The organism is Vogesella amnigena (genome assembly GCF_042648905.1).
GTDB lineage: Bacteria > Pseudomonadota > Gammaproteobacteria > Burkholderiales > Chromobacteriaceae > Vogesella > Vogesella amnigena.
On sequence record NZ_JBHRYH010000046.1, the window covers coordinates 184883 to 203795 of the forward strand.

The following is an 18913-nucleotide window of genomic DNA, read 5'->3' on the forward strand; positions in this document are numbered from 1 at the left end:
CAGGCAGATGCACCGGAATCGTCAGCCGGGCCGGCTGCGGTGCTTGTTATGCTTTACACGTGCAGCAGCAGGAAGCGACGTTCCCACGGGCTGATCACGCGGAAGTACTCGGCAAACTCCTTCTCTTTCATGCCGATGAACATCTTCACGAAGCGCGGCCCCAGCACCTCGGCCACATCATGGCAGCGTGACAGACGCTCCAGCGCCTCCTCGGTGCCACGCGGGAACTGGAACGGCAGCTCGTAGGCATCGCTGGCCAGCGGGTCACGCGGCTTGATCTTGTTGACGATACCCAGGTAGCCGCAGGCCAGGGTGGCGGCCATGGCGATGTACGGGTTCACGTCCACGCCGGGTACGCGGTTTTCCACGCGGCGCGCAGCCGGCGAGGAGTGCGGCACGCGCAGGCCCACGGTACGGTTGTCGTAACCCCATTCCACGTTGGTCGGCGCAGCGGTGTAGCGCGAAAGACGGCGATAGGAGTTCACATACGGAGCGAAGAACGGCATGCACTCCGGCAGGTAGTGCTGCAGACCGCCGATGAAGTGCAGGAACATCTCGGATGAGCTGCCATCCGGGTTGCTGAACAGGTTCTTGCCGGTTTCGATGTCGGTCACGCTCTGGTGAATGTGCATCGCACTGCCCGGCTCGCCCTCCATCGGCTTGGCCATGAAGGTGGCGTACATATTGTGGCGGAACGCCGCCTCGCGCACGGTGCGCTTGAACAGGAATACCTGGTCGCACAGATCCAGCGCGTTGCCGTGCAGGAAGTTGATCTCCATCTGCGCAGTGCCGATTTCGTGAATCAGCGTGTCGACTTCCAGATTCTGCGCATGGCAGTAGTCATAAATGTCTTCGAACAGCGGGTCGAACTCGTTCACCGCATCGATGGCGTAGGAGCGACGGCCGAATTCGGCGCGACCGGTACGGCCGATAGGCGGCGCCAGCGGAATATCCGGATCCGGGTTCGGCGACAGCAGGTAGAACTCCATTTCCGGAGCCACAACCGGCGCCCAGCCCTTGTCGGTATACAGCTGCAGCACGCGACGCAGCACGCTGCGCGGCGCCACTTCCACCGGGCTGCCATCGGCGCGGAAGGCGTCGAAGATCAGCTGGGCGGTAGGGTCGGTTGCCCACGGTACAAAGCGCAGGCTGTCCGGATCCGGTTTCAGGACCATGTCCGGATCAGTCAGATCCAGCATGCTGTCATCCGGGTAATCGCCGGTAACTGTCTGGATCAGTACTGCCTCGGGCAGGCGCATTTCGGCCTCGGACACGAACTTGTCCTTCGGCACGATCTTGCCGCGTGCAACGCCGGTCATATCCGGAACAATGCACTCCACTTCGGTGATTCTGTGCTCACGCAACCATTCGAACATTTGGTGACTCATGATGCTTTCCTCTTTTCTCCAGCCTCGCGGGAAGTCAAACCCGGGGCGGATGGTTTGCCGAGTACGCGCCGGCTATTGGTTCCGGCGCATACGGCGCTCCCGGCAGGCATCGCCGAAAGCCTTCAAAATCGCCTGGGACACCTTGTTGTCCCAGTATTTCCACTCCGGGTGCCACTGCACTGCAAAGGCAAAACTCTTGGCTGCTGCCACCCGGTAAGCTTCCACCAGGCCATCCTCCGCCAGCGCCTCCACTTCCAGGCCCAGAGCCAGACGCTTGATCCCCTGCTGATGGATGGAGTTCACCATCACGCTGTCGCAACCCAGCCAGCCATGCAGCAAACCGCCCGCGGCCAACGTTACCGGGTGTGCCGGACCATACATATGATCCAGGTCGGTGGTATCCGGTTCACGGTGGTCGTTCAGCCCGGCCTGCTCCTGTACATGCTGATGCAGCTCGCCGCCCAGCACCACGTTGATCTCCTGGAAACCACGGCAGATACCCAGCAGTGGCACCCCCTCCTGAATCAGCATGTCGATCAGCGGCAGCGTGGTGGCATCGCGCGCCACATCGTGCAAGGTGCCTTCACGGCTCGGCGCACCCTGGTAATGGTGCGGCTCCACATTGGAAGGAGAGCCTGGCAGCAGCACGCCATCAACCATGTCGACAATGGCGCGCAGCTGGGCGGCGTCCCCCAGCGAAGGGATCAGGATGGCAATGCCACCTGCTCCGCCCACCGCGGCGGTGATGTACTTCTCACCCACCGCGTGGAACGGGAACAGCCCGATCTGCTTAACATCACAGGGAATACCGATAATCGGTTGCTGCATGATTTCCTCAGTTGCTCAACTGGCAGCCTTGATGGCGGCCAACGGTTCCACGTACTCGTAACCCAGATCCCGCGCCACCGCGGCGTAGGTCACCTTGCCACGGCACACGTTCAGACCGTTGCGCAGGTGTGGGTTAGCGATCAAAGCTTCGGCCCAGCCCTTGCCGGCCAATTCCAGCGCATACGGCAGCGTGGCATTGGTCAGCGCCATGGTGGAGGTGCGCGCCACGCCGCCCGGCATGTTTGCCACGCAGTAATGCACGATGCCGTCCACAATATAGGTCGGGTCCTGGTGCGTGGTGGCGCGACTGGTTTCGAAGCACCCACCCTGGTCGATGGCCACATCCACCAGCACCGCACCGGTTTTCATATTCTTCAGCATGGCGCGGCTCACCAGCTTGGGCGCCGCCGCCCCCGGAATCAGCACCGCACCCACCACCATGTCGGCGTCGCGTATCGATTCCTCGATGTTGGCCGCATTGGACATCAGTGTCTTGATGCGACCCTGGTAAACGTTGTCGATTTCCTTCAACCGGCCCAGCGACTTGTCCAGCAGGGTGACATCCGCCCCCAGACCCTGCGCCATGCGCGCCGCGTTGAGCCCCACTACGCCACCGCCGATCACTACCACTTTGGCCGGCGCCACGCCCGGCACACCTCCCAGCAACACACCGCGACCACCCTGCGCCTTTTCCAGCGCATGCGCACCGGCCTGTACCGCCATGCGACCAGCCACTTCCGACATCGGCGCCAGCAGCGGCAGGCCGCCACGCTCGTCAGTTACCGTTTCATAGGCAATGGCGATGGCCTCGGATTCCACCAGCAGGCGGGTCTGCTCCGGGTCCGGCGCCAGATGCAGATAGGTAAACAGCACCTGACCGGGGCGCAACATGCGACACTCCACCGGCTGCGGCTCCTTCACCTTGATGATCATGTCGGCCGCAGCAAATACCGCCTCGGCGGTTGCCGCGATCGACGCGCCGGCCTGCAGGTAGTTTTCGTCGGTAAAACCGATGGCCAGACCTGCCTGGGTCTGCACTACTACCTTGTGGCCGGCAGCCACGATTTCACGAACACCGGACGGCGTGAGGCCAACGCGGTACTCGTGATTTTTGATCTCCTTCGGAACGCCTATTAACATAGCTGTCTCCTTTGGGTGTGTCGTGATGTGTTGTACAGGTGTTGTTTAAAAAAATCTACAACAAGCTTGCAAGCACACACTGATTTTGACTATAAATTGCACATGTTGCAAAGATTTTTCGTTATTGCAACGCAGCAAAACAGCCAAAAGCGGTCAAAATCCTTATCATTGAACGTCTAAAATTATTAACATACGGATTGGACAGAAGCATGGATGTCGGAGCACGACTTCGGATGGTTCGCGAACGCATGGGGCTTTCCCAGCGCGAACTGGCCAAAAGAGCTGGCGTAACCAACGGCACGATCTCTTTGATCGAGCAAAATCGCGTCAGCCCCTCGATCAGTTCGCTGCGCAAGGTACTGGAAGGTTTGCCGATGACGTTGTCGGACTTCTTTACCTTTGACGCCGATCCGCAACAACCGCGCGTGTTCTACACCCCGGACGAGCTCCCCAACCTGGGCAACGAACAGATCCAGCTGCTGCTGGTCGGTACGTCCCACGAGCGTCGCGACATCGCCATCCTGCGCGAGGTGTACCAGCCCGAAGCCGATACCGGCCCGGAAATGCTGATGCACGAAGGTCAGGAAGGCGGCGTGGTGCTGAAAGGCCGCATCGAAGTTACCGTCGGTAACGACGTGCGGGTACTCGGCCCCGGCGACGCTTATTACTTTGATAGCAAGTTGCCACACCGTTTTCGCAACGTTGGCGGCGATATTTGCGAAATTGTCAGCGCAAGTTCGCCCCCTACGTTCTGACCGCCCCTGACACCTGGGCGGATAGACACAACAAAGGAGAAACACAATGGCTCGCACCCACGCTCAGTGGAAAGCCTTTTCCAGCGAAATCCAGATCGAAGGCCGCGCCTTCATTGACGGCCAGTACGTAAACGCCGCCGATGGCCGCAGCTTCGACTGCATCAACCCGGCCACTGGCGACAAGCTCGCCAGCATTGCCTGGGCGGGTGAGCATGAAGTGGAGCAAGCCGTAACGGCAGCCCGCCGCGCATTCGACAACGGCGGCTGGTCCGACCTGCCACCGCTGGCCCGTGGCCGTATCCTGAAGCGCTTTGCCGCGCTGATCCGCGAGCACCGCGACGAACTGGCGCTGCTGGAAACCCTGGATGCCGGCAAGCCGATCGGCGACACCACTACGGTGGATGTGCCGGGCGCAGCCTATTGTGTGGAATGGTTCGCCGAAGCCATCGACAAGATCGGCGGCGAAGTGGCGCCGGTAGACCCGAAACTGGTAGGCCTGGTTACCCGCGAAGCCATTGGCGTGGTTGCCGCCGTGGTGCCGTGGAACTTCCCCATCCTGATGGCAAGCTGGAAATTCGGCCCGGCGCTGGCGGCGGGTAACGCCCTAATCCTGAAGCCGTCGGAAAAATCGCCGCTGACCGCCATCCGCCTGGCCGCGCTGGCCAAGCAGGCTGGCATTCCGGACGGTATTTTCCAGGTACTACCGGGCGCCGGCGACGTGGGCAAACGTCTGGCCATGCACATGGATATCGACTGCATCGCCTTCACCGGCTCCACCGGCGTGGGCAAGCTGATTGCCGCCGACGCAGCGCAGTCCAACCTCAAGCGTGTCTGGCTGGAGCTGGGCGGCAAGTCGCCCAATATCGTGCTGTCGGACTGCCCGGACATCGCCCGCGCCGCACGCACCGCGGCCGGTGCCATTTTCTACAACATGGGTGAAATGTGCACCGCCGGCTCGCGCCTGCTGGTGCAGGAAGACATCAAGGATGCCTTCATCGCCGAATTCAAGAAGGCGGCTGCAGGCTTCTACCCTGGTGACCCGCTGGACCCGGCCAGCGGCATGGGCGCCATTGTCGATCGCATCCAGTACGACAAGGTGCTGTCCTACATCGACAAGGCCAAGTCGGAAGGTGCCGAGCTGGTTTGCGGTGGCAAGGCCACCCATACCGATACCGGCCTGTTCATCGAGCCAACCGCTTTCGTGTGCCAGCGTCCGGACATGACCATCTGCCGCGAGGAGATCTTCGGGCCGGTACTGTCCATCATCACCTTCAAGGACGTGGAAGAAGCCATCCGCATCGCCAATGACACCGAATACGGCCTGGCCGCAGCGGTGTGGACCAGCAATGTCACCACCGCACACCAGGTGTCGCGCCGCCTGCGCGCCGGCACGGTGTGGGTGAACTGCTACGACGAAGGCGGCGACATGAACTTCCCGTTCGGCGGCTTCAAGCAATCCGGCAACGGCCGCGACAAGTCGCTGCACGCGCTGGAAAAGTACACCGAGCTGAAATCGACCCTGATCAAGCTGTAAGCGCGCAGCCTGCCAGCCAGCTGGCAGCCTGACACTACCGACAAAGCCCTTCCACACCCTGGAAGGGCTTTGTCTTGGTGGCGACAAAGCCGCGCCCGGGCATGGCCTTGCGGCCAACGACGCCGGCAATACCCCTGCTGCCAGCATGTCGCAATCAGCAAAGTCGTCAGAAAAAAACCGGGCATACTGTCAGCTAGCGTCAGTTGCCACGACCAATGTGCAGTGCCGGGGCTTACGCCGAAAGAGCTAGGTCATCGCCTCCCTCCGGCCAACTGGCAAGCTGCTTGCTTTGACCTACACTGTGTGCAATTCACCCGTATCGGAAAGTGTCGTATGTTGTCAGACCGCTTTGGCAGAAACATCGAATACCTGCGAGTCTCGGTAACCGACCGCTGCGACCTGCGCTGCAGCTACTGCATCCCCAAGGGTTTCAAGGGTTTCGAGGAGCCGGAAAACTGGCTGACCTTCGACGAGATGGAGCGCGTAATCGCCGCCTTCTCCCGCCTGGGTACGCGCCGCATCCGCCTCACCGGCGGCGAGCCGCTGCTGCGCCGCAACCTGCCCGAGCTGGCCGCAAGACTTTCCGCGCTGCCCGGCGTGGAGGACCTGTCGCTGACCACCAATGGCACCCAGCTGGACAAGCATGCACAGGCACTTTTCAAAGCCGGCTTGAACCGGCTGAACGTAAGCCTGGATTCGCTGCGCCGCGACTGCGTGCAGGAGATCAGCGGCAGCGACAGCCTGGACAAGGTGCTGCACGGTCTGGCAGCCGCCCGCGATGCTGGCTTCAAGACCATCAAGATCAATATGGTGCCGATGGTGGGCGTCAACGATGGCGACATCGAGGCAATGATCGCCTTCTGCATCGAAAACAATTTCATCCTGCGCCTGATCGAAGCCATGCCGATGGGTAGTACCGGCCAGCACACCCAGGGGCTGAACCTGAGCCGCCTGCTGACCGATCTTGGCCAGCGCTTCGAGCTGCAGGAAAGCTGCAAGACCCTTGGTGGCGGCCCGGCCCGCTACTGGGAAAGCCGTGACGGCCGCTTCACCCTGGGGCTGATCACGCCGATGTCGCAACATTTCTGCGCCACCTGCAACCGGGTGCGACTGTCGGTGGATGGCACGCTGTACATGTGCCTGGGCCAGGAGGAACGCTACGAGCTGCGCCCGCTGCTGCGCGCCGGCTGCAGCGATGCCGAGCTGGAAGCCGCCATACGCGACGCCATCGAACTCAAGCCGGAAAAGCACGAATTCATCGAACGCCCGCAGCAGGTAGTGCGCTTCATGTCGATGACCGGCGGCTAGCCAGCAGCGTTGGCCGCAAGCTGCGGCCAACCTCGCCTGGCGGTGGGCTCTGCTGCAGCCGGTTTCCCCGCGAGACTGGCCGCACCAGAACCTCTCAAGCGAGCCGCATCATGAACTCGGTCGAACCGCTGCTGGAAGGCTTCCGCCGCTTTCAGCAAGACTACTTTTCCCCGGAACAGAACCTGTACGAGTCACTGCGCCACGGTCAGCACCCGGCCACGCTGGTGATAGGCTGCTGCGATTCGCGCGTGCACCCGCCGGCACTGATGAGCAGCCAGCCGGGCGAAATGTTCGTGGTGCGCAATGTGGCCAATCTGGTGCCGCCCTACAACGCCGGCAACCAGCATGCCAGTGTGGCGGCGGCGCTGGAATTCGCGGTACTCAGCCTGAATGTGGAGCGCATCATCGTGATGGGCCATGCCGGCTGCGGCGGCATCCGCGCCCTGATGCAACGCAGCACCCCGGCCGAAAGCGCCCTCACCCGCTGGCTGGATATCGCCGCGCCGGCACGCGACTTTGTCTACCGCAATCACAGCCACGAAGATGAGCCGCAACGGCTGCGCCGCTGCGAACAGGCGGCGATCATGGTGTCGCTGAACAATCTGCTGAGCTACCCGTGGCTGGCGCAGAAAGTACAGGCTGGCGAACTGGTGCTGGATGGCTGGTATTTCGACCTCAACGACGGCGCACTGTGGGGCTACGATGCCGCAGGCAAGGCATTCATCCCGCTGGTATGCCCGCTGCAGCCACGGCAGCAGGCATCCGCCGCCTGAAACAAGGTTGGCCGCAATTTGCGGCCAACAATGCAATAACAAAAAGCCCTTGCATCACATGCAAGGGCTTTGTCGTTTGCCTCGCTCAGCGCAGCACCACCGTCCGGTTGCCGTTCATGAACACGCGCCGCTCCAGATGGAAACGCACCGCCCGCGCCAGCGCCAGGCACTCCATGTCACGACCGACGGTCAGCAGCTGCTCGGCGCTGTGCGCGTGATCCACCCGCTCCACCACCTGCTCGATGATCGGGCCTTCGTCCAGATCGTCGGTAACGTAGTGCGCAGTGGCGCCGATCAGCTTCACTCCGCGCGCATGCGCCTGATGATAAGGCTTGGCACCCTTGAAGCCCGGCAGGAAGGAATGGTGGATATTGATGGCACGCCCGGACAGCAGGCGCGAGGTTTCCTGCGACAGCACCTGCATATAGCGCGCCAGCACCACCAGCTCGGCCCCGGTGGACTCCACCAGCGCCAGCAGCGCCGCTTCCTGCTGCGGCTTGGTATCCGGCGTCAGCGGCAAATGGTGATAGGGAATGCCATAACTGCGCGCGATCGGCTCCAGGTCCGGGTGATTGGACACCACCGCCACCACATCCATGTCCAGATCGCCCATCTTGCGGCGATACAGCAGGTCGTTCAGGCAGTGATCCAGCTTGGACACCATGATCAGCACGCGCGGGCGCACATGGCTGTCGTGCAGGTTCCACTCCAGCACACCCTGCTCTGCCATGCCGGCAAATGCCTCGCGCAGGCCGGCTTCGGTAAACACGCCATCCAGCGCATGAAAAGTACAGCGCACAAAGAACAGCTCGGTATCCGGGTCGTCGAACACCGCCAGTTCATCGATATAGCAATGCTGCTGGTCCAGCAATTGGGAAATGCGGGCCACCTGGCCTGGGCCGCTGCGGCAGGTACAGGCCAGTGTGTAGCGGTGGGATGCAGTCATGTGTGGTCTCCTCGGCATTACCATTATCGCCCGCTAGGGCATTGCGCTAACCTTAGCTCCCGGTCACGGCGCTGACTGGTCGCCAGCCGTCACAGGCTGGCCTTTTCTGGACATCCACCCTGGTCGTGCGGACATGGGTAGATGTCGGAAACAGACAGGAGCGCATGCGGCCAACATGGCCCAATGCTGGCATAACCTGGGCGCGATGCAAGGAGACAACGTGAACACCCCCATTCTGTGCAGCTATATCGGTGGCCGCAGTATCGACAATCCGGCCCTGCCGCTGGTCGACAATATCGAACCCGCCACCGGCAAGGTACTGTGCCGCGTGCAGCAGGCCGGCGACGACGAAGTAGCGCTGGCGGTTGCCGCTGCCAAGCAGGGCTTTGCCATCTGGTCGGCGATGACCGGCGCCGAGCGTGGCCGCATCCTCAACCGCGCGGCGCAACTGCTGCGTGAGCGCAACGCCGAACTGGCGCTGCTGGAAGTGCGCGACAACGGCAAGCCTATCCAGGAAGCCGAGGTGGTGGACGTGATGTCCGGCGCCGACTGCGTGGAATATTTTGCCGGCCTGGCCGCCAGCATCCACGGCCAGCAGTTTCCGCTGAAAGGCGCATTCGCCTACACCCGCCGCGAGCCGCTGGGCGTGTGTCTGGGCATCGGCGCCTGGAACTACCCGATCCAGATCGCCTGCTGGAAGTCCGCCCCGGCGCTGGCCTGCGGCAATGCCATGATCTACAAGCCGGCCTCGCTCACCCCGATGACCGCCATCGAACTGGCCAAGATCTACACCGAGGCCGGTGTACCGGACGGCGTGTTCAACGTAATCCTGGGCAGCTCCAAGCCGGCGCGCCAGCTGATCGCCCACCCGGACGTGGCCAAGGTATCGGTTACCGGCTCGGTGGAAACCGGCAAGGCAATCATGGCCGATGCTGCCAAGACCCTGAAGCGCGTCACCATGGAACTGGGCGGCAAGTCGCCGCTGATCATCTTCGACGATGCAGACCTGGACCAGGCGGTATCCGCCGCCATGCTGGCCAACTTCTACACCCAGGGCGAAATCTGCACCAACGGCACCCGCGTGTTCGTGCATGAATCCATCCACGACGCCTTCCTGGAAAAACTGGTGGCCCGCACCCGCAAGCTGAAGATCGGCGACCCGCTGCACCCGGATACCCAGGTAGGCGCGCAGATTTCCGGCGACCACGCGGCCACCGTGCTGCGCTATGTCGAACAGGGCATTGCCGAGGGCGCCAGCCTGCTGGCCGGCGGCCAGCGCGTGGAAGTGCCGGGCTGCGAAGGCGGCCACTTCATCGCCCCCACCATCTTTGCCGGCTGTCACGACGACATGAGCATCGTGCGCGAGGAGATCTTCGGGCCGGTAATGTCGGTACTGAAGTTCAAGGATGAGGCCGAAGTACTGGCCCGTGCCAACGACACCCGCCTGGGCCTGGCTGCCGGCGTATTCACCCGTGATCTGGCTCGCGGCCACCGCATGGCGGAAAAACTGCAGGCCGGTGTTTGCTGGATCAACAACTACAACATCACGCCGATCGAAATGCCGTTTGGCGGTTTGAAAGAATCCGGCATCGGCCACGAGAACAGCCTGGTCACGCTGGATCACTACACCCAACTCAAGAGCGTGTACGTGGAGCTGAGCGGCGTCGCCTGCCCGTACGAATAAGGCAGCACCGCCACGACAACCGCGTTGCGCACCCGGCTCGGGCACGCGGCGCGGTTTTGCCTGCCACACCCAGATGCACCCGCCCACCCTGAACGCGGCCCAGCCGCAAGAGAACGGTCATGAAACAGGAATTCGACTACATCATCGTCGGCGCCGGCTCAGCCGGCTGTGTGTTGGCCGCACGCCTGACCGAGGATGCCGATGTCAGCGTGCTGCTGCTGGAAGCCGGCGGCCCGGACTGGCGCCTGGACTGGCGCACCCAGATGCCGGCGGCGCTGGCCTACCCGCTGCAGGGCAAAACCTACAACTGGGCCTACACCACCCAGCCAGAGCCGCACATGGGCAACCGCATCATGACCCAGGGTCGCGGCAAGGGCCTGGGCGGCTCCTCGCTGATCAACGGCATGGTCTACATTCGTGGCAATGCCATGGATTACGACAACTGGGCCAGCATGAAAGGGCTGGAAGACTGGAGCTACCGTGACTGCCTGCCCTACTTCCGCAAGGCGGAAACCTATGACAAGGGCGGCAACGATTACCACGGCGATGCCGGCCCGCTGCACGTCACCACCCCCAAGGCCGATATCTCACCATTGTTTGCCGCCTTCGTGGCTGCTGGCGAGCAGGCCGGTTACCCGCGCACCGACGACCTGAACGGCTACCGCCAGGAAGGCTTCGGCCCGATGGATCGCACCACCACTGCCGATGGCCGCCGCTGCAGCACCTCGCTGGCGTACCTGGACACCGCCCGCAAGCGGCCAACCCTGCAGGTAAAAACCCGCGCCCTGGCCGACCGCATCCTGTTCGATGGCAAACGTGCCATCGGTGTGAGCTATCTGCAGGGCGGCAGCTGGCATCAGGCCTACGCCAAGCGCGAGGTCATCGTCAGCAACGGCGCCATCGCCTCGCCGCAGCTGCTGCTGCGCTCCGGGGTGGGCAATGCCGACGAATTGCGCGCCATGGGCATCAACAGCGTAGTTCACCTGCCCGGCGTGGGCGAGAACCTGCAGGATCACCTGGAAATGTACCTGCAGTACGAATGCACCAAACCAGTATCGCTCTACCCGGCGCTGCTGTGGTGGAACAAGCCAGCAATCGGTATCGAGTGGTATCTGCGCGGCACCGGCATTGCTGCCAGCAACCACTTCGAGGCCGGCGGTTTCATCCGCAGCAGCGAGCAGTTCGCCTGGCCGAACCTGCAGTACCACTTCATTCCGCTGGCAATGAACTACGACGGCAGCAACCCGGTGAAGGCGCACGGCTTCCAGTGCCACGTCGGCTCCATGCGCTCGCCCAGCACCGGCAGCATCAAGCTGAAAAGCTGCGATCCGCGCGACCACCCGATCCTGCGTTTCAACTACATGGCGCACGACATCGACTGGCAGGAATTCCGCGCCGGGGTGCGTATCACCCGCGAGATCATCGGCCAGCGCGCCATGGATGAATTCCGCGGCAAGGAGATCAAGCCGGGCATGATGATCAAGAGCGATGCAGAGATCGACGCCTTCGTGCGCGAGCATGCCGAAACCGCGCTGCACCCGTCCTGCACCTGCAAGATGGGCGATGCCAGCGACCCGATGGCGGTGGTGGACAACGAAGGCCGCGTGCACGGCTTGTCCGGGCTGCGCGTGGTGGATGCCTCGATCATGCCGCAGGTCACTACCGGCAACCTCAACGCGCCCACCATCATGATGGCGGAGAAGATCGCCGACCGTATCCGCGGCCGCGCGCCGCTGGCGCGCTCGCAAGCGCCCTATTTCGTTGCCGACCGGCAGCCGCTGAAACTGGCAGCCGCCGGCAAGGGGCCGGACGCCCCCTTGTTATGGGCCCCGCCAGCGACAGCAGGCAGCCGCTGAGCCAGCGCCCTCCAGAAACACAAATGCCCACTTGCGTGGGCATTTTTCGTTTTCGAACAATCAGCCGATCACGGCCAGTGCATGCTCGGGCAGCCAGTCGGCGCCGCCACGCGGCCAGGCCACCAGCACGCCACGCGCGCGATCGCAAGCCACCACGGTGCCATCAAATTTCTCGACATAGCCGCGCGGCACATAATTCACACGCAGACCGGGTTCAAATTGCTCATTCGTGCCAACAAACATTGCCATCAGGCTGGAGAAGATATTATTCATTTCGGAGTCCAATACGCTTTCATGCATCACAATATGGCGTAATTGTATCCAACGATGCTGCGCCGCAACATCATGATTGCGACAAATTTGTTCGACATTGATCAAGAAAATGTACTTTTACAAACATGCATAGCCTTAGAATGCGCAGAAAAGCAAATGGCCCGCCAGCGATTTCGCTGTGGGCCACCTCTTTCCCGCACCAGGCATATCCGCAACCCGGCAACCACCGGCAACTGGCCTACACCTCGAACAGGTCGCGCTCGCCGGTATTTTCTTCCGCCTCGGAAAACCAGTCCGGCGCACGGCGGCAGACCATCAGCAGATTGGCCAGGCTGTCGGCATCCTGCTGCACCACCTTCAGCTGGCGCGCCAGCTTCTTGTGACTATCGTCCACCAGCCATTTGCCGACAAAAAAACCACCCACTGCCCCGGCCAGCGCACCATACAGACCAGCCAGCGCCGCCCCCAGCAACACCATGCCGATACTGGCAGCGGCACCTATCATCCACGGTTTGCCATGTGCCGTGTGCTTGGCTGCCTGCAGCTGCTGTCGCACGGCATTCAACTCGTTCTGCAACACATCGCACACCAGACGTCGGGGCATGCGCCGCGCCATGATCAGCGTCTTGCGCTGCTCGACATCCGGCACCGCGAAATAGGCCTCGCGCAGCTTGCGGCGCACCTTGCCGATGCGACTGGAGACATAGTCGTAACTTGCCTGCTGCTTGCCCACCCCGGCCGGCCGGCCACCGAACAACTCCCGCAACGCCACCAGCTCCACCGGCACGCCAACCTTGCCTTCGCTTTCGATCAGCGCCACCTGCTCGGCGATGCCCAGCTCCTGCTCCAGCGCATGGTATTTGTCCTGGTACTGCGTGCATTTCTTTTCGACTTCATATAGCCGACTGGAACGCACACTACCGCCCTGTGTTGCCATGAAGCCCTCCCGCCATGGGTCGCGTCGACATGCCGCCATCTAACGCTTTATAGCTCAGGCTTTTCGACACTACACGCCAGCCGCACTTGCGCCAGCGCAAGCACAAGCCGATTGCAAACCCTGCGGCGGCGTGGTCAGCCCAGGTTTTTCGGCCCGAAGGCGCCGGGCAGCAGCGCGTCCAGCCTGGTGTTTACCTGTTCCGGCCCATCACAGATGGTGCGCACCGCCATCTGCGGGCCGAACTCGTTCAGCACCTGGCGGCAGGCGCCGCATGGCGGCGTGGGCACGCTGGTGGGGGTGTAGATACAGATGGCCACCACCTCGCGCATGCCGTCAGCTCGGGCACTGAAGATGGCGGTGCGTTCGGCACAGTTGGTCAGGCCGTAAGAGGCGTTTTCCACATTACAGCCACGCACGATGCGGCCATCGCTGGTGAGCAGCGCGGCGCCAACGGCAAAGCGGCTGTATGGCACGTATGCCTGCTGCGCAGCGGCGCGCGCCTGCCGCTCCAGTTCCTGCCAGGGGATGTCGTGAGCCATGCCGTTTCTCCTTGAAATGGGGGCGCGATGTTCCACCTGCGTCAGTGGCTTGTCAATCGCCGGGAGGCCAGCTGTGGCAGCCTGGCCGCAGTAATGACAAGGCCGGGCATCGCCCGGCCTTGTCCCTTGCATGGCGACAGCTCAGTCCTCGCTACCCACTTCGGCAAAGTCGTCGTCGTTCAGCGGGTCGCCAAGGCCGGCGGCCACCAGCTCTTCGCGGGTAAGCAGGAACACGAAGCCATCGCCGCTTTCGGTTTCCATCCAGGTGAACGGCAGGCTGGGGTAGGAAGCTTCCAGCACATCGCGGTTGTGGCCGATTTCCACCAGCAGCACACCATGCGGATTCAGCAGGCGGGCAGCGTTCTGCAGGATCACGTGGGTAGCGTCCAGGCCGTCTTCGCCGGAACCCAGTGCCAGTTCCGGCTCATGCAGGTATTCCGCCGGCAGCGCGTCCACCGATTCGGCATCCACATACGGCGGGTTGGCGATGATCAGGTCGTACGGCTCTTCCAGGCCTTCCACCAGATCGCTGTGGATCAGCTGGATGCGCTCTTCAAGGCCGTAGTTCTGTACGTTGATGCTGGCCACTTCCAGTGCGTCCAGCGAGATGTCTACCGCGTCGATGTCGGCGTCCGGGTAGTGGTGCGCCAGCTGGATCGCCAGGCAGCCGGAGCCGGTGCACAGGTCCAGCGCGCGGTTGACCAGCTCCGGATGCTCGATCCACGGCGCCAGCGGCTCGCCCAGCAGCTCGTAGATAAAGGAGCGCGGCACGATCACGCGCTCATCCACGTAGAAATTGAACTCGCCCTGCCAGGCTTCATGGGTAAGGTAAGCCACCGGTACGCGCTCTTCGGCACGACGCTCGATCAGATCGATCACGTCCTTCACCTCGGTGTCCAGCAGACGGGCATCCAGGAACGGCTCCAGGCGGTCGATCGGCAACTTCAGCGCCGACAGCAGCAGGTAGGCGGCCTCGTCATAGGCGTTGTCGGTGCCGTGGCCGTAGGTCAGCCCGGCATCGTTGAAGCGGGAGACGGCAAAGCGCAGCAGGTCGCGCACAGTGTGGAGGCTGCTGGCAGCTTGGGCGTACATGGCAATCCTTTCTCATCGGGGCGCCGCGTGGCGGCGCCGTAAAACGGACAAGGTTGGCCGCGGCCAACCTTGCGCTGCTACCGCAGCATAGTTCGTCAAACGGGCGCGATTATCGCTCAGAACGGCAACGTTGCGCTGGTTTCCTTGGCCAATACGCGGCGGAAATCGTCCTGGATGCGCTGCAGCGCGGCGGCGTTATCGGCCTCGAAGCGCAGCACGATCACCGGCGTGGTATTGGAGGCACGCATCAGGCCGAAGCCATCGGTGTACTCCACCCGCAGGCCGTCGATGCTGATGATGTTCTCGGCGCCTTCGAACTGCGCGCTGTGCTGCAGGCGGGCGATCAGTGCGTGGTTTTCGCCTTCCGCGGTCTTCAGGTTCAGCTCCGGCGTGGACAGCGCGTTCGGCAGTGCATTCAGCAGCGCCGACGGATCGGCCACCCTGGACAGGATCTCCAGCAGGCGTGCGCCGGCATACAGGCCATCGTCAAAGCCATACCAGCGTTCCTTGAAGAACACGTGACCGGACATCTCGCCAGCCAGGCCGGCATCCGGATGCTCCTTGAGCGCGGCCTTCATGAAGCTGTGACCGGTGCGGTTGATCAGCGGCTCGCCACCGGCGGCACGCACGGCCGGCGCCAGCAGGCGGGTACATTTCACGTCGTAGATGATCTTGCAGCCCGGCTGGCGCGACAGCACGTCCTGCGCGAACAGGATCAACTGGCGATCCGGCCAGATGATATTGCCGTCCTTGGTCACCACGCCCAGGCGGTCGCCATCGCCATCGAAGGCCAGACCGATTTCGGCATCGGTGTCGCGCAGCGCCTGGATCACGTCCTGCAGGTTTTCCGGCTTGGCCGGATCCGGGTGGTGGTTGGGAAAGTTGCCATCCACCTCGCAGAACAGCTTGTGCACCTCGCAACCCAGGCCGCGGAACAGCTCGGGGGCGAAATCGCCCGGCACACCGTTGCCGCAATCCACCACCACTTTCATCGGCCGCGCCAGCTTGATGTCGCCCTCGATGCGCGCCAGGTACTCGTCGACAATATCGTGCGTGCGGTAACCGCCATGGCCGCTGGCAAAGTCATTGTTGACGATGCGCTGGTACAGCTTCTGGATCCAGTCGCCAGCCAGCGTGTCACCACCCAGCATCATCTTGAAGCCGTTGTAGTCCGGCGGATTGTGGCTGCCGGTAACCATCACGCCGGAGAACGTTTCCAGCTGGTAGGCCGCGAAATACAGCATCGGTGTGGCTACGCGGCCAACATCGATCACGTCCACGCCGGCGGCGCGGATGCCGTCGGACAGCGCACTGGCCAGTTCCGGGCCGGACAGGCGGCCATCACGGCCAATGCAGATGGTGCCGACATTGCGCTCGCGCGCTTCGGAGCCGATGGCACGGCCGATCAGGCGGGCCACGTCGGCGGTAATGGTGTCACCCACGATGCCGCGGATGTCGTAGGCCTTGAAAATGGAGGCTGCAATATTCATCACGGGAAATTCCACTTGCTCGGGTTCCAAAATGGCATCGCCGGCATGGCCGGCGACGAAGGGTCGGATAGGCAGGCAGCTCAGGCCAGTGAGCGCGACAATTCCACCAGTTCATCCAGCTTGCGGCGTGCCTTGCCGCTGTCGATCACATCACGCGCCAGCGCCACGCCATCCTGCAGGCTGTCGGCAATACCTGCAGTGTAGATGGCGGCAGCCGCGTTCAGCAGCACGATATCGCGTGCCGGGCCAGCCTCGCCCGCCAGCACGGCCAGCAGGATGTTGCGCGACTGTTCGGCGCTTTCCGCGCGCAGCATCGGCAGTGCGGCGTAGCCAAGGCCGAACTGCGCCGGGTCCAGCCGGTATTCGCGAATGTGGCCGTCTTTCAGCTCCGCCACCAGGGTGTCGCCGGACAGGGTGATCTCGTCCAGGCCATCCTCGCCATGCACGATCATTACCCGCTCGCTGCCCAGTGCCTGCAGCACGCGTGCCTGAATGCCCACAAGGTCGGGGTGGAACACGCCCATTACCTGGTTGGGAGCATCCGCCGGGTTGGTCAGCGGGCCCAGGATATTGAAGATGGTGCGCACGCCCAGCTCGCGACGCACCGGCGCCACGTATTTCATCGCGGTGTGGTGGTTGGGGGCAAACATGAAACCCACACCGATCTCGTCGATACAGCGGCCAACCTGCTCTGCCGACAGGTTCAGATTCACACCCAGCGCCTCCAGCACATCGGCGCTACCGGAGCTGGACGATACCGAACGGCCGCCATGCTTGGCCACGCGCGCACCAGCGGCGGCAGTAACGAAGGCCGAGGTGGTGGAGATATTGAAAGTGTGGCACTTGTCGCCACCGGTACCACAGGTGTCTACCAGGTGGCGACGATCCGTCACCGGCACCTTGATGGCAAATTCGCGCATCACCTGCGCCGAGGCGGCGATCTCCGACACGCTTTCGGTTTTCACGCGCAGGCCCACCAGGATGGCAGCGATCACCGTAGGTGGCACTTCGCCGCGCATGATCTGGCGCATCAGGTCCAGCATTTCGTCGTGGAACAGCTCGTTCAGGTCAATCAGGCGATTGAGGGCGGCCTGCGGGGTGATCATCTTGTTGTTCTCCGTGGGATATCAGGCAAATTCTTGCAGGAAATTCTGCAGCATCCGGTGGCCATGCTCGGTGAGGATGGATTCCGGATGAAACTGCACGCCTTCGATGGGCAGGGTCTTGTGACGCACGCCCATGATCTCGCCGTCTTCGGTCCAGGCAGTGATATCCAGGCAGTCCGGCAGGGTTTCGCGCTCGATCACCAGCGAATGGTAACGGGTGCAGGTTACTGGGTTGGGCAGGTCACGGAACATGCCCACATTGTGGTGCTGTACCGGCGATACCTTGCCATGCATCAGCTGCTTGGCATGGATGATGTTGCCGCCAAACGCCTGGCCGATGCTCTGGTGGCCAAGACACACGCCCATGATCGGCAGCTTGCCGGCAAAGTGATGAATGGCCGCCAGCGAAATACCGGCCTCGTTCGGCGTGCAGGGGCCAGGCGACAGCACCAGGTACTGCGGCGCCAGCGCTTCGATTTCCTGCAGGGTGATCTCGTCGTTGCGGAACACCTTCACCTCTTGCCCCAGCTCGCCAAAGTACTGCACCAGGTTGTAGGTAAAGGAGTCGTAGTTGTCGATCATCAATAACATAGTGGGTCTACAAGCCTTATTTCTAGCGGCTCATGTGCCGCATCTATGAGTTTTTATCCTGTTTTGCCACGGGTGCCAATAGCGGCCGGCAGAACAGGGTTACAGGATAACACGATGGAATTGAGGCTGCCTCGTGCAGCCGGCACACCATCCATACAGCATGCCTGCAGACCCACTTATACCTTGCGCCGGTGATGCAAACCCGCGGCAGCGCAGTGACGGAGTTTGCTCAGGCAGACTGCATCTCGCCGGGTGCGGTCAATCAGCCACCACGTTTTGTTGGTGTCGGCATGGCTACAGCCCCCCCTTTTGTACGTTTTGTGCTGTACAACAATTGGTAAATCCTTAAAATTTCATTATGCCGTTCCGCATCAAGCGGGCTTCTACACGCCATCCTTGGGCTGTAGTTCGGTGCGGATAGTTACAGGAGGCTGTCCATGTTCAGCCAGACACACAAACAAGCAGCCGGCCAATGGCAAGCGGCACGTGATGCCATGCCGGCACCACGCCGGCACAAGTTGCGATGAAGCACCACTTCAAAGGCAACAAGCAACAACTACCCAGCAAGCCCTGCGCCGGCTGCGGGCGCCCCATGAGCTGGCGCCGCAAATGGGCGCAATGCTGGGAGCAGGTAAAGTACTGCTCCCAGCGTTGCCGGTGGCAGCACTGAACC

At 62.4% G+C, this 18913-nt stretch carries 18 protein-coding genes; 7 read left to right on the forward strand and 11 right to left on the reverse strand.

Translation table 11 applies throughout. The annotated features are described in order from the left end of the window. Window positions 1-53: 53 nt before the first annotated feature. The 3 genes from ACFOKJ_RS16605 to ald all read right to left on the reverse strand — a co-directional run bounded on the left by ACFOKJ_RS16605 (window position 54) and on the right by ald (window position 3356). Window positions 54-1388 (reverse strand): glutamine synthetase family protein, encoded by a 1335-nt coding sequence (locus tag ACFOKJ_RS16605; protein ID WP_390281695.1) that lies wholly within the window; start codon window positions 1386-1388, stop codon window positions 54-56. 72 nt (window positions 1389-1460) lie between these two features. After that, window positions 1461-2216, reverse strand: coding sequence for a gamma-glutamyl-gamma-aminobutyrate hydrolase family protein (locus ACFOKJ_RS16610; RefSeq protein ID WP_390281698.1), 756 nt, complete (start codon window positions 2214-2216; stop codon window positions 1461-1463). Window positions 2217-2231: 15 nt separating this feature from the next. Then, window positions 2232-3356, reverse strand: a complete 1125-nt coding sequence (ald, locus tag ACFOKJ_RS16615) for an alanine dehydrogenase (protein WP_390281700.1) — start codon at window positions 3354-3356, stop codon at window positions 2232-2234. Window positions 3357-3565: 209 nt separating this feature from the next. Here ald and ACFOKJ_RS16620 point away from each other — a divergent pair, with 209 nt between their 5' ends. The 4 genes from ACFOKJ_RS16620 (at window position 3566) to ACFOKJ_RS16635 (ending at window position 7726) form a co-directional block, all read left to right on the forward strand. Continuing rightward, window positions 3566-4111, forward strand: coding sequence for a cupin domain-containing protein (locus tag ACFOKJ_RS16620; RefSeq protein WP_390281702.1), 546 nt, complete (start codon window positions 3566-3568; stop codon window positions 4109-4111). 46 nt (window positions 4112-4157) lie between these two features. After that, a complete protein-coding gene (locus ACFOKJ_RS16625; protein WP_390281703.1) occupies window positions 4158-5645 on the forward strand; it encodes an aldehyde dehydrogenase in 1488 nt (495 codons plus the stop codon). Window positions 5646-5978: 333 nt separating this feature from the next. Continuing rightward, complete coding sequence (moaA, locus tag ACFOKJ_RS16630; RefSeq protein ID WP_390281705.1) at window positions 5979-6953, forward strand: GTP 3',8-cyclase MoaA; 975 nt, start codon at window positions 5979-5981, stop codon at window positions 6951-6953. Window positions 6954-7063: 110 nt separating this feature from the next. Beyond that, on the forward strand, window positions 7064-7726 hold the full coding sequence (locus ACFOKJ_RS16635; RefSeq protein ID WP_390281708.1) for a carbonic anhydrase: 663 nt from the start codon (window positions 7064-7066) through the stop codon (window positions 7724-7726). 85 nt (window positions 7727-7811) lie between these two features. Here ACFOKJ_RS16635 and purU read toward each other — a convergent pair whose 3' ends face one another. Further along, window positions 7812-8672 carry a formyltetrahydrofolate deformylase gene (gene purU, locus ACFOKJ_RS16640; protein WP_390281710.1) on the reverse strand — a complete coding sequence of 287 codons (861 nt, stop codon included), beginning with the start codon at window positions 8670-8672 and terminating at the stop codon, window positions 7812-7814. A 220-nt stretch (window positions 8673-8892) separates the two neighbouring features. Here purU and betB point away from each other — a divergent pair, with 220 nt between their 5' ends. Further along, a complete protein-coding gene (gene betB, locus ACFOKJ_RS16645) occupies window positions 8893-10356 on the forward strand; it encodes a betaine-aldehyde dehydrogenase (RefSeq protein ID WP_390281712.1) in 1464 nt (487 codons plus the stop codon). A gap of 119 nt (window positions 10357-10475) precedes the next feature. After that, window positions 10476-12212 carry a choline dehydrogenase gene (gene betA / locus ACFOKJ_RS16650; RefSeq protein WP_390281714.1) on the forward strand — a complete coding sequence of 579 codons (1737 nt, stop codon included), beginning with the start codon at window positions 10476-10478 and terminating at the stop codon, window positions 12210-12212. Between the two features lie 60 nt (window positions 12213-12272). Here the strand turns inward: betA and ACFOKJ_RS16655 are convergent, their stop codons facing one another. From ACFOKJ_RS16655 to pabA, 7 genes are all read right to left on the reverse strand, one after another. Next, entirely contained in the window at window positions 12273-12590 is a 318-nt protein-coding gene (locus ACFOKJ_RS16655; RefSeq protein ID WP_390281716.1) for a hypothetical protein, read from the reverse strand. Window positions 12591-12723: 133 nt separating this feature from the next. Then, window positions 12724-13422 carry a hypothetical protein gene (locus ACFOKJ_RS16660; protein WP_390281718.1) on the reverse strand — a complete coding sequence of 233 codons (699 nt, stop codon included), beginning with the start codon at window positions 13420-13422 and terminating at the stop codon, window positions 12724-12726. A gap of 134 nt (window positions 13423-13556) precedes the next feature. After that, window positions 13557-14093: a cytidine deaminase gene (locus ACFOKJ_RS16665; RefSeq protein WP_390281720.1), complete on the reverse strand. Its 537-nt coding sequence runs from the start codon at window positions 14091-14093 to the stop codon at window positions 13557-13559. A 9-nt stretch (window positions 14094-14102) separates the two neighbouring features. Continuing rightward, window positions 14103-15053, reverse strand: a complete 951-nt coding sequence (gene prmB, locus ACFOKJ_RS16670; protein WP_390281723.1) for a 50S ribosomal protein L3 N(5)-glutamine methyltransferase — start codon at window positions 15051-15053, stop codon at window positions 14103-14105. Between the two features lie 116 nt (window positions 15054-15169). After that, complete coding sequence (locus ACFOKJ_RS16675) at window positions 15170-16543, reverse strand: phosphomannomutase/phosphoglucomutase (RefSeq protein ID WP_390281880.1); 1374 nt, start codon at window positions 16541-16543, stop codon at window positions 15170-15172. A gap of 80 nt (window positions 16544-16623) precedes the next feature. Further along, window positions 16624-17649: an anthranilate phosphoribosyltransferase gene (gene trpD, locus ACFOKJ_RS16680; protein ID WP_390281725.1), complete on the reverse strand. Its 1026-nt coding sequence runs from the start codon at window positions 17647-17649 to the stop codon at window positions 16624-16626. Between the two features lie 21 nt (window positions 17650-17670). Further along, window positions 17671-18240: an aminodeoxychorismate/anthranilate synthase component II gene (gene pabA, locus ACFOKJ_RS16685; RefSeq protein ID WP_390281727.1), complete on the reverse strand. Its 570-nt coding sequence runs from the start codon at window positions 18238-18240 to the stop codon at window positions 17671-17673. A 592-nt stretch (window positions 18241-18832) separates the two neighbouring features. Here pabA and ACFOKJ_RS16690 point away from each other — a divergent pair. Next, window positions 18833-18910: a DUF2256 domain-containing protein gene (locus ACFOKJ_RS16690; protein ID WP_390281882.1), complete on the forward strand. Its 78-nt coding sequence runs from the start codon at window positions 18833-18835 to the stop codon at window positions 18908-18910. Window positions 18911-18913 lie beyond the last annotated feature (3 nt).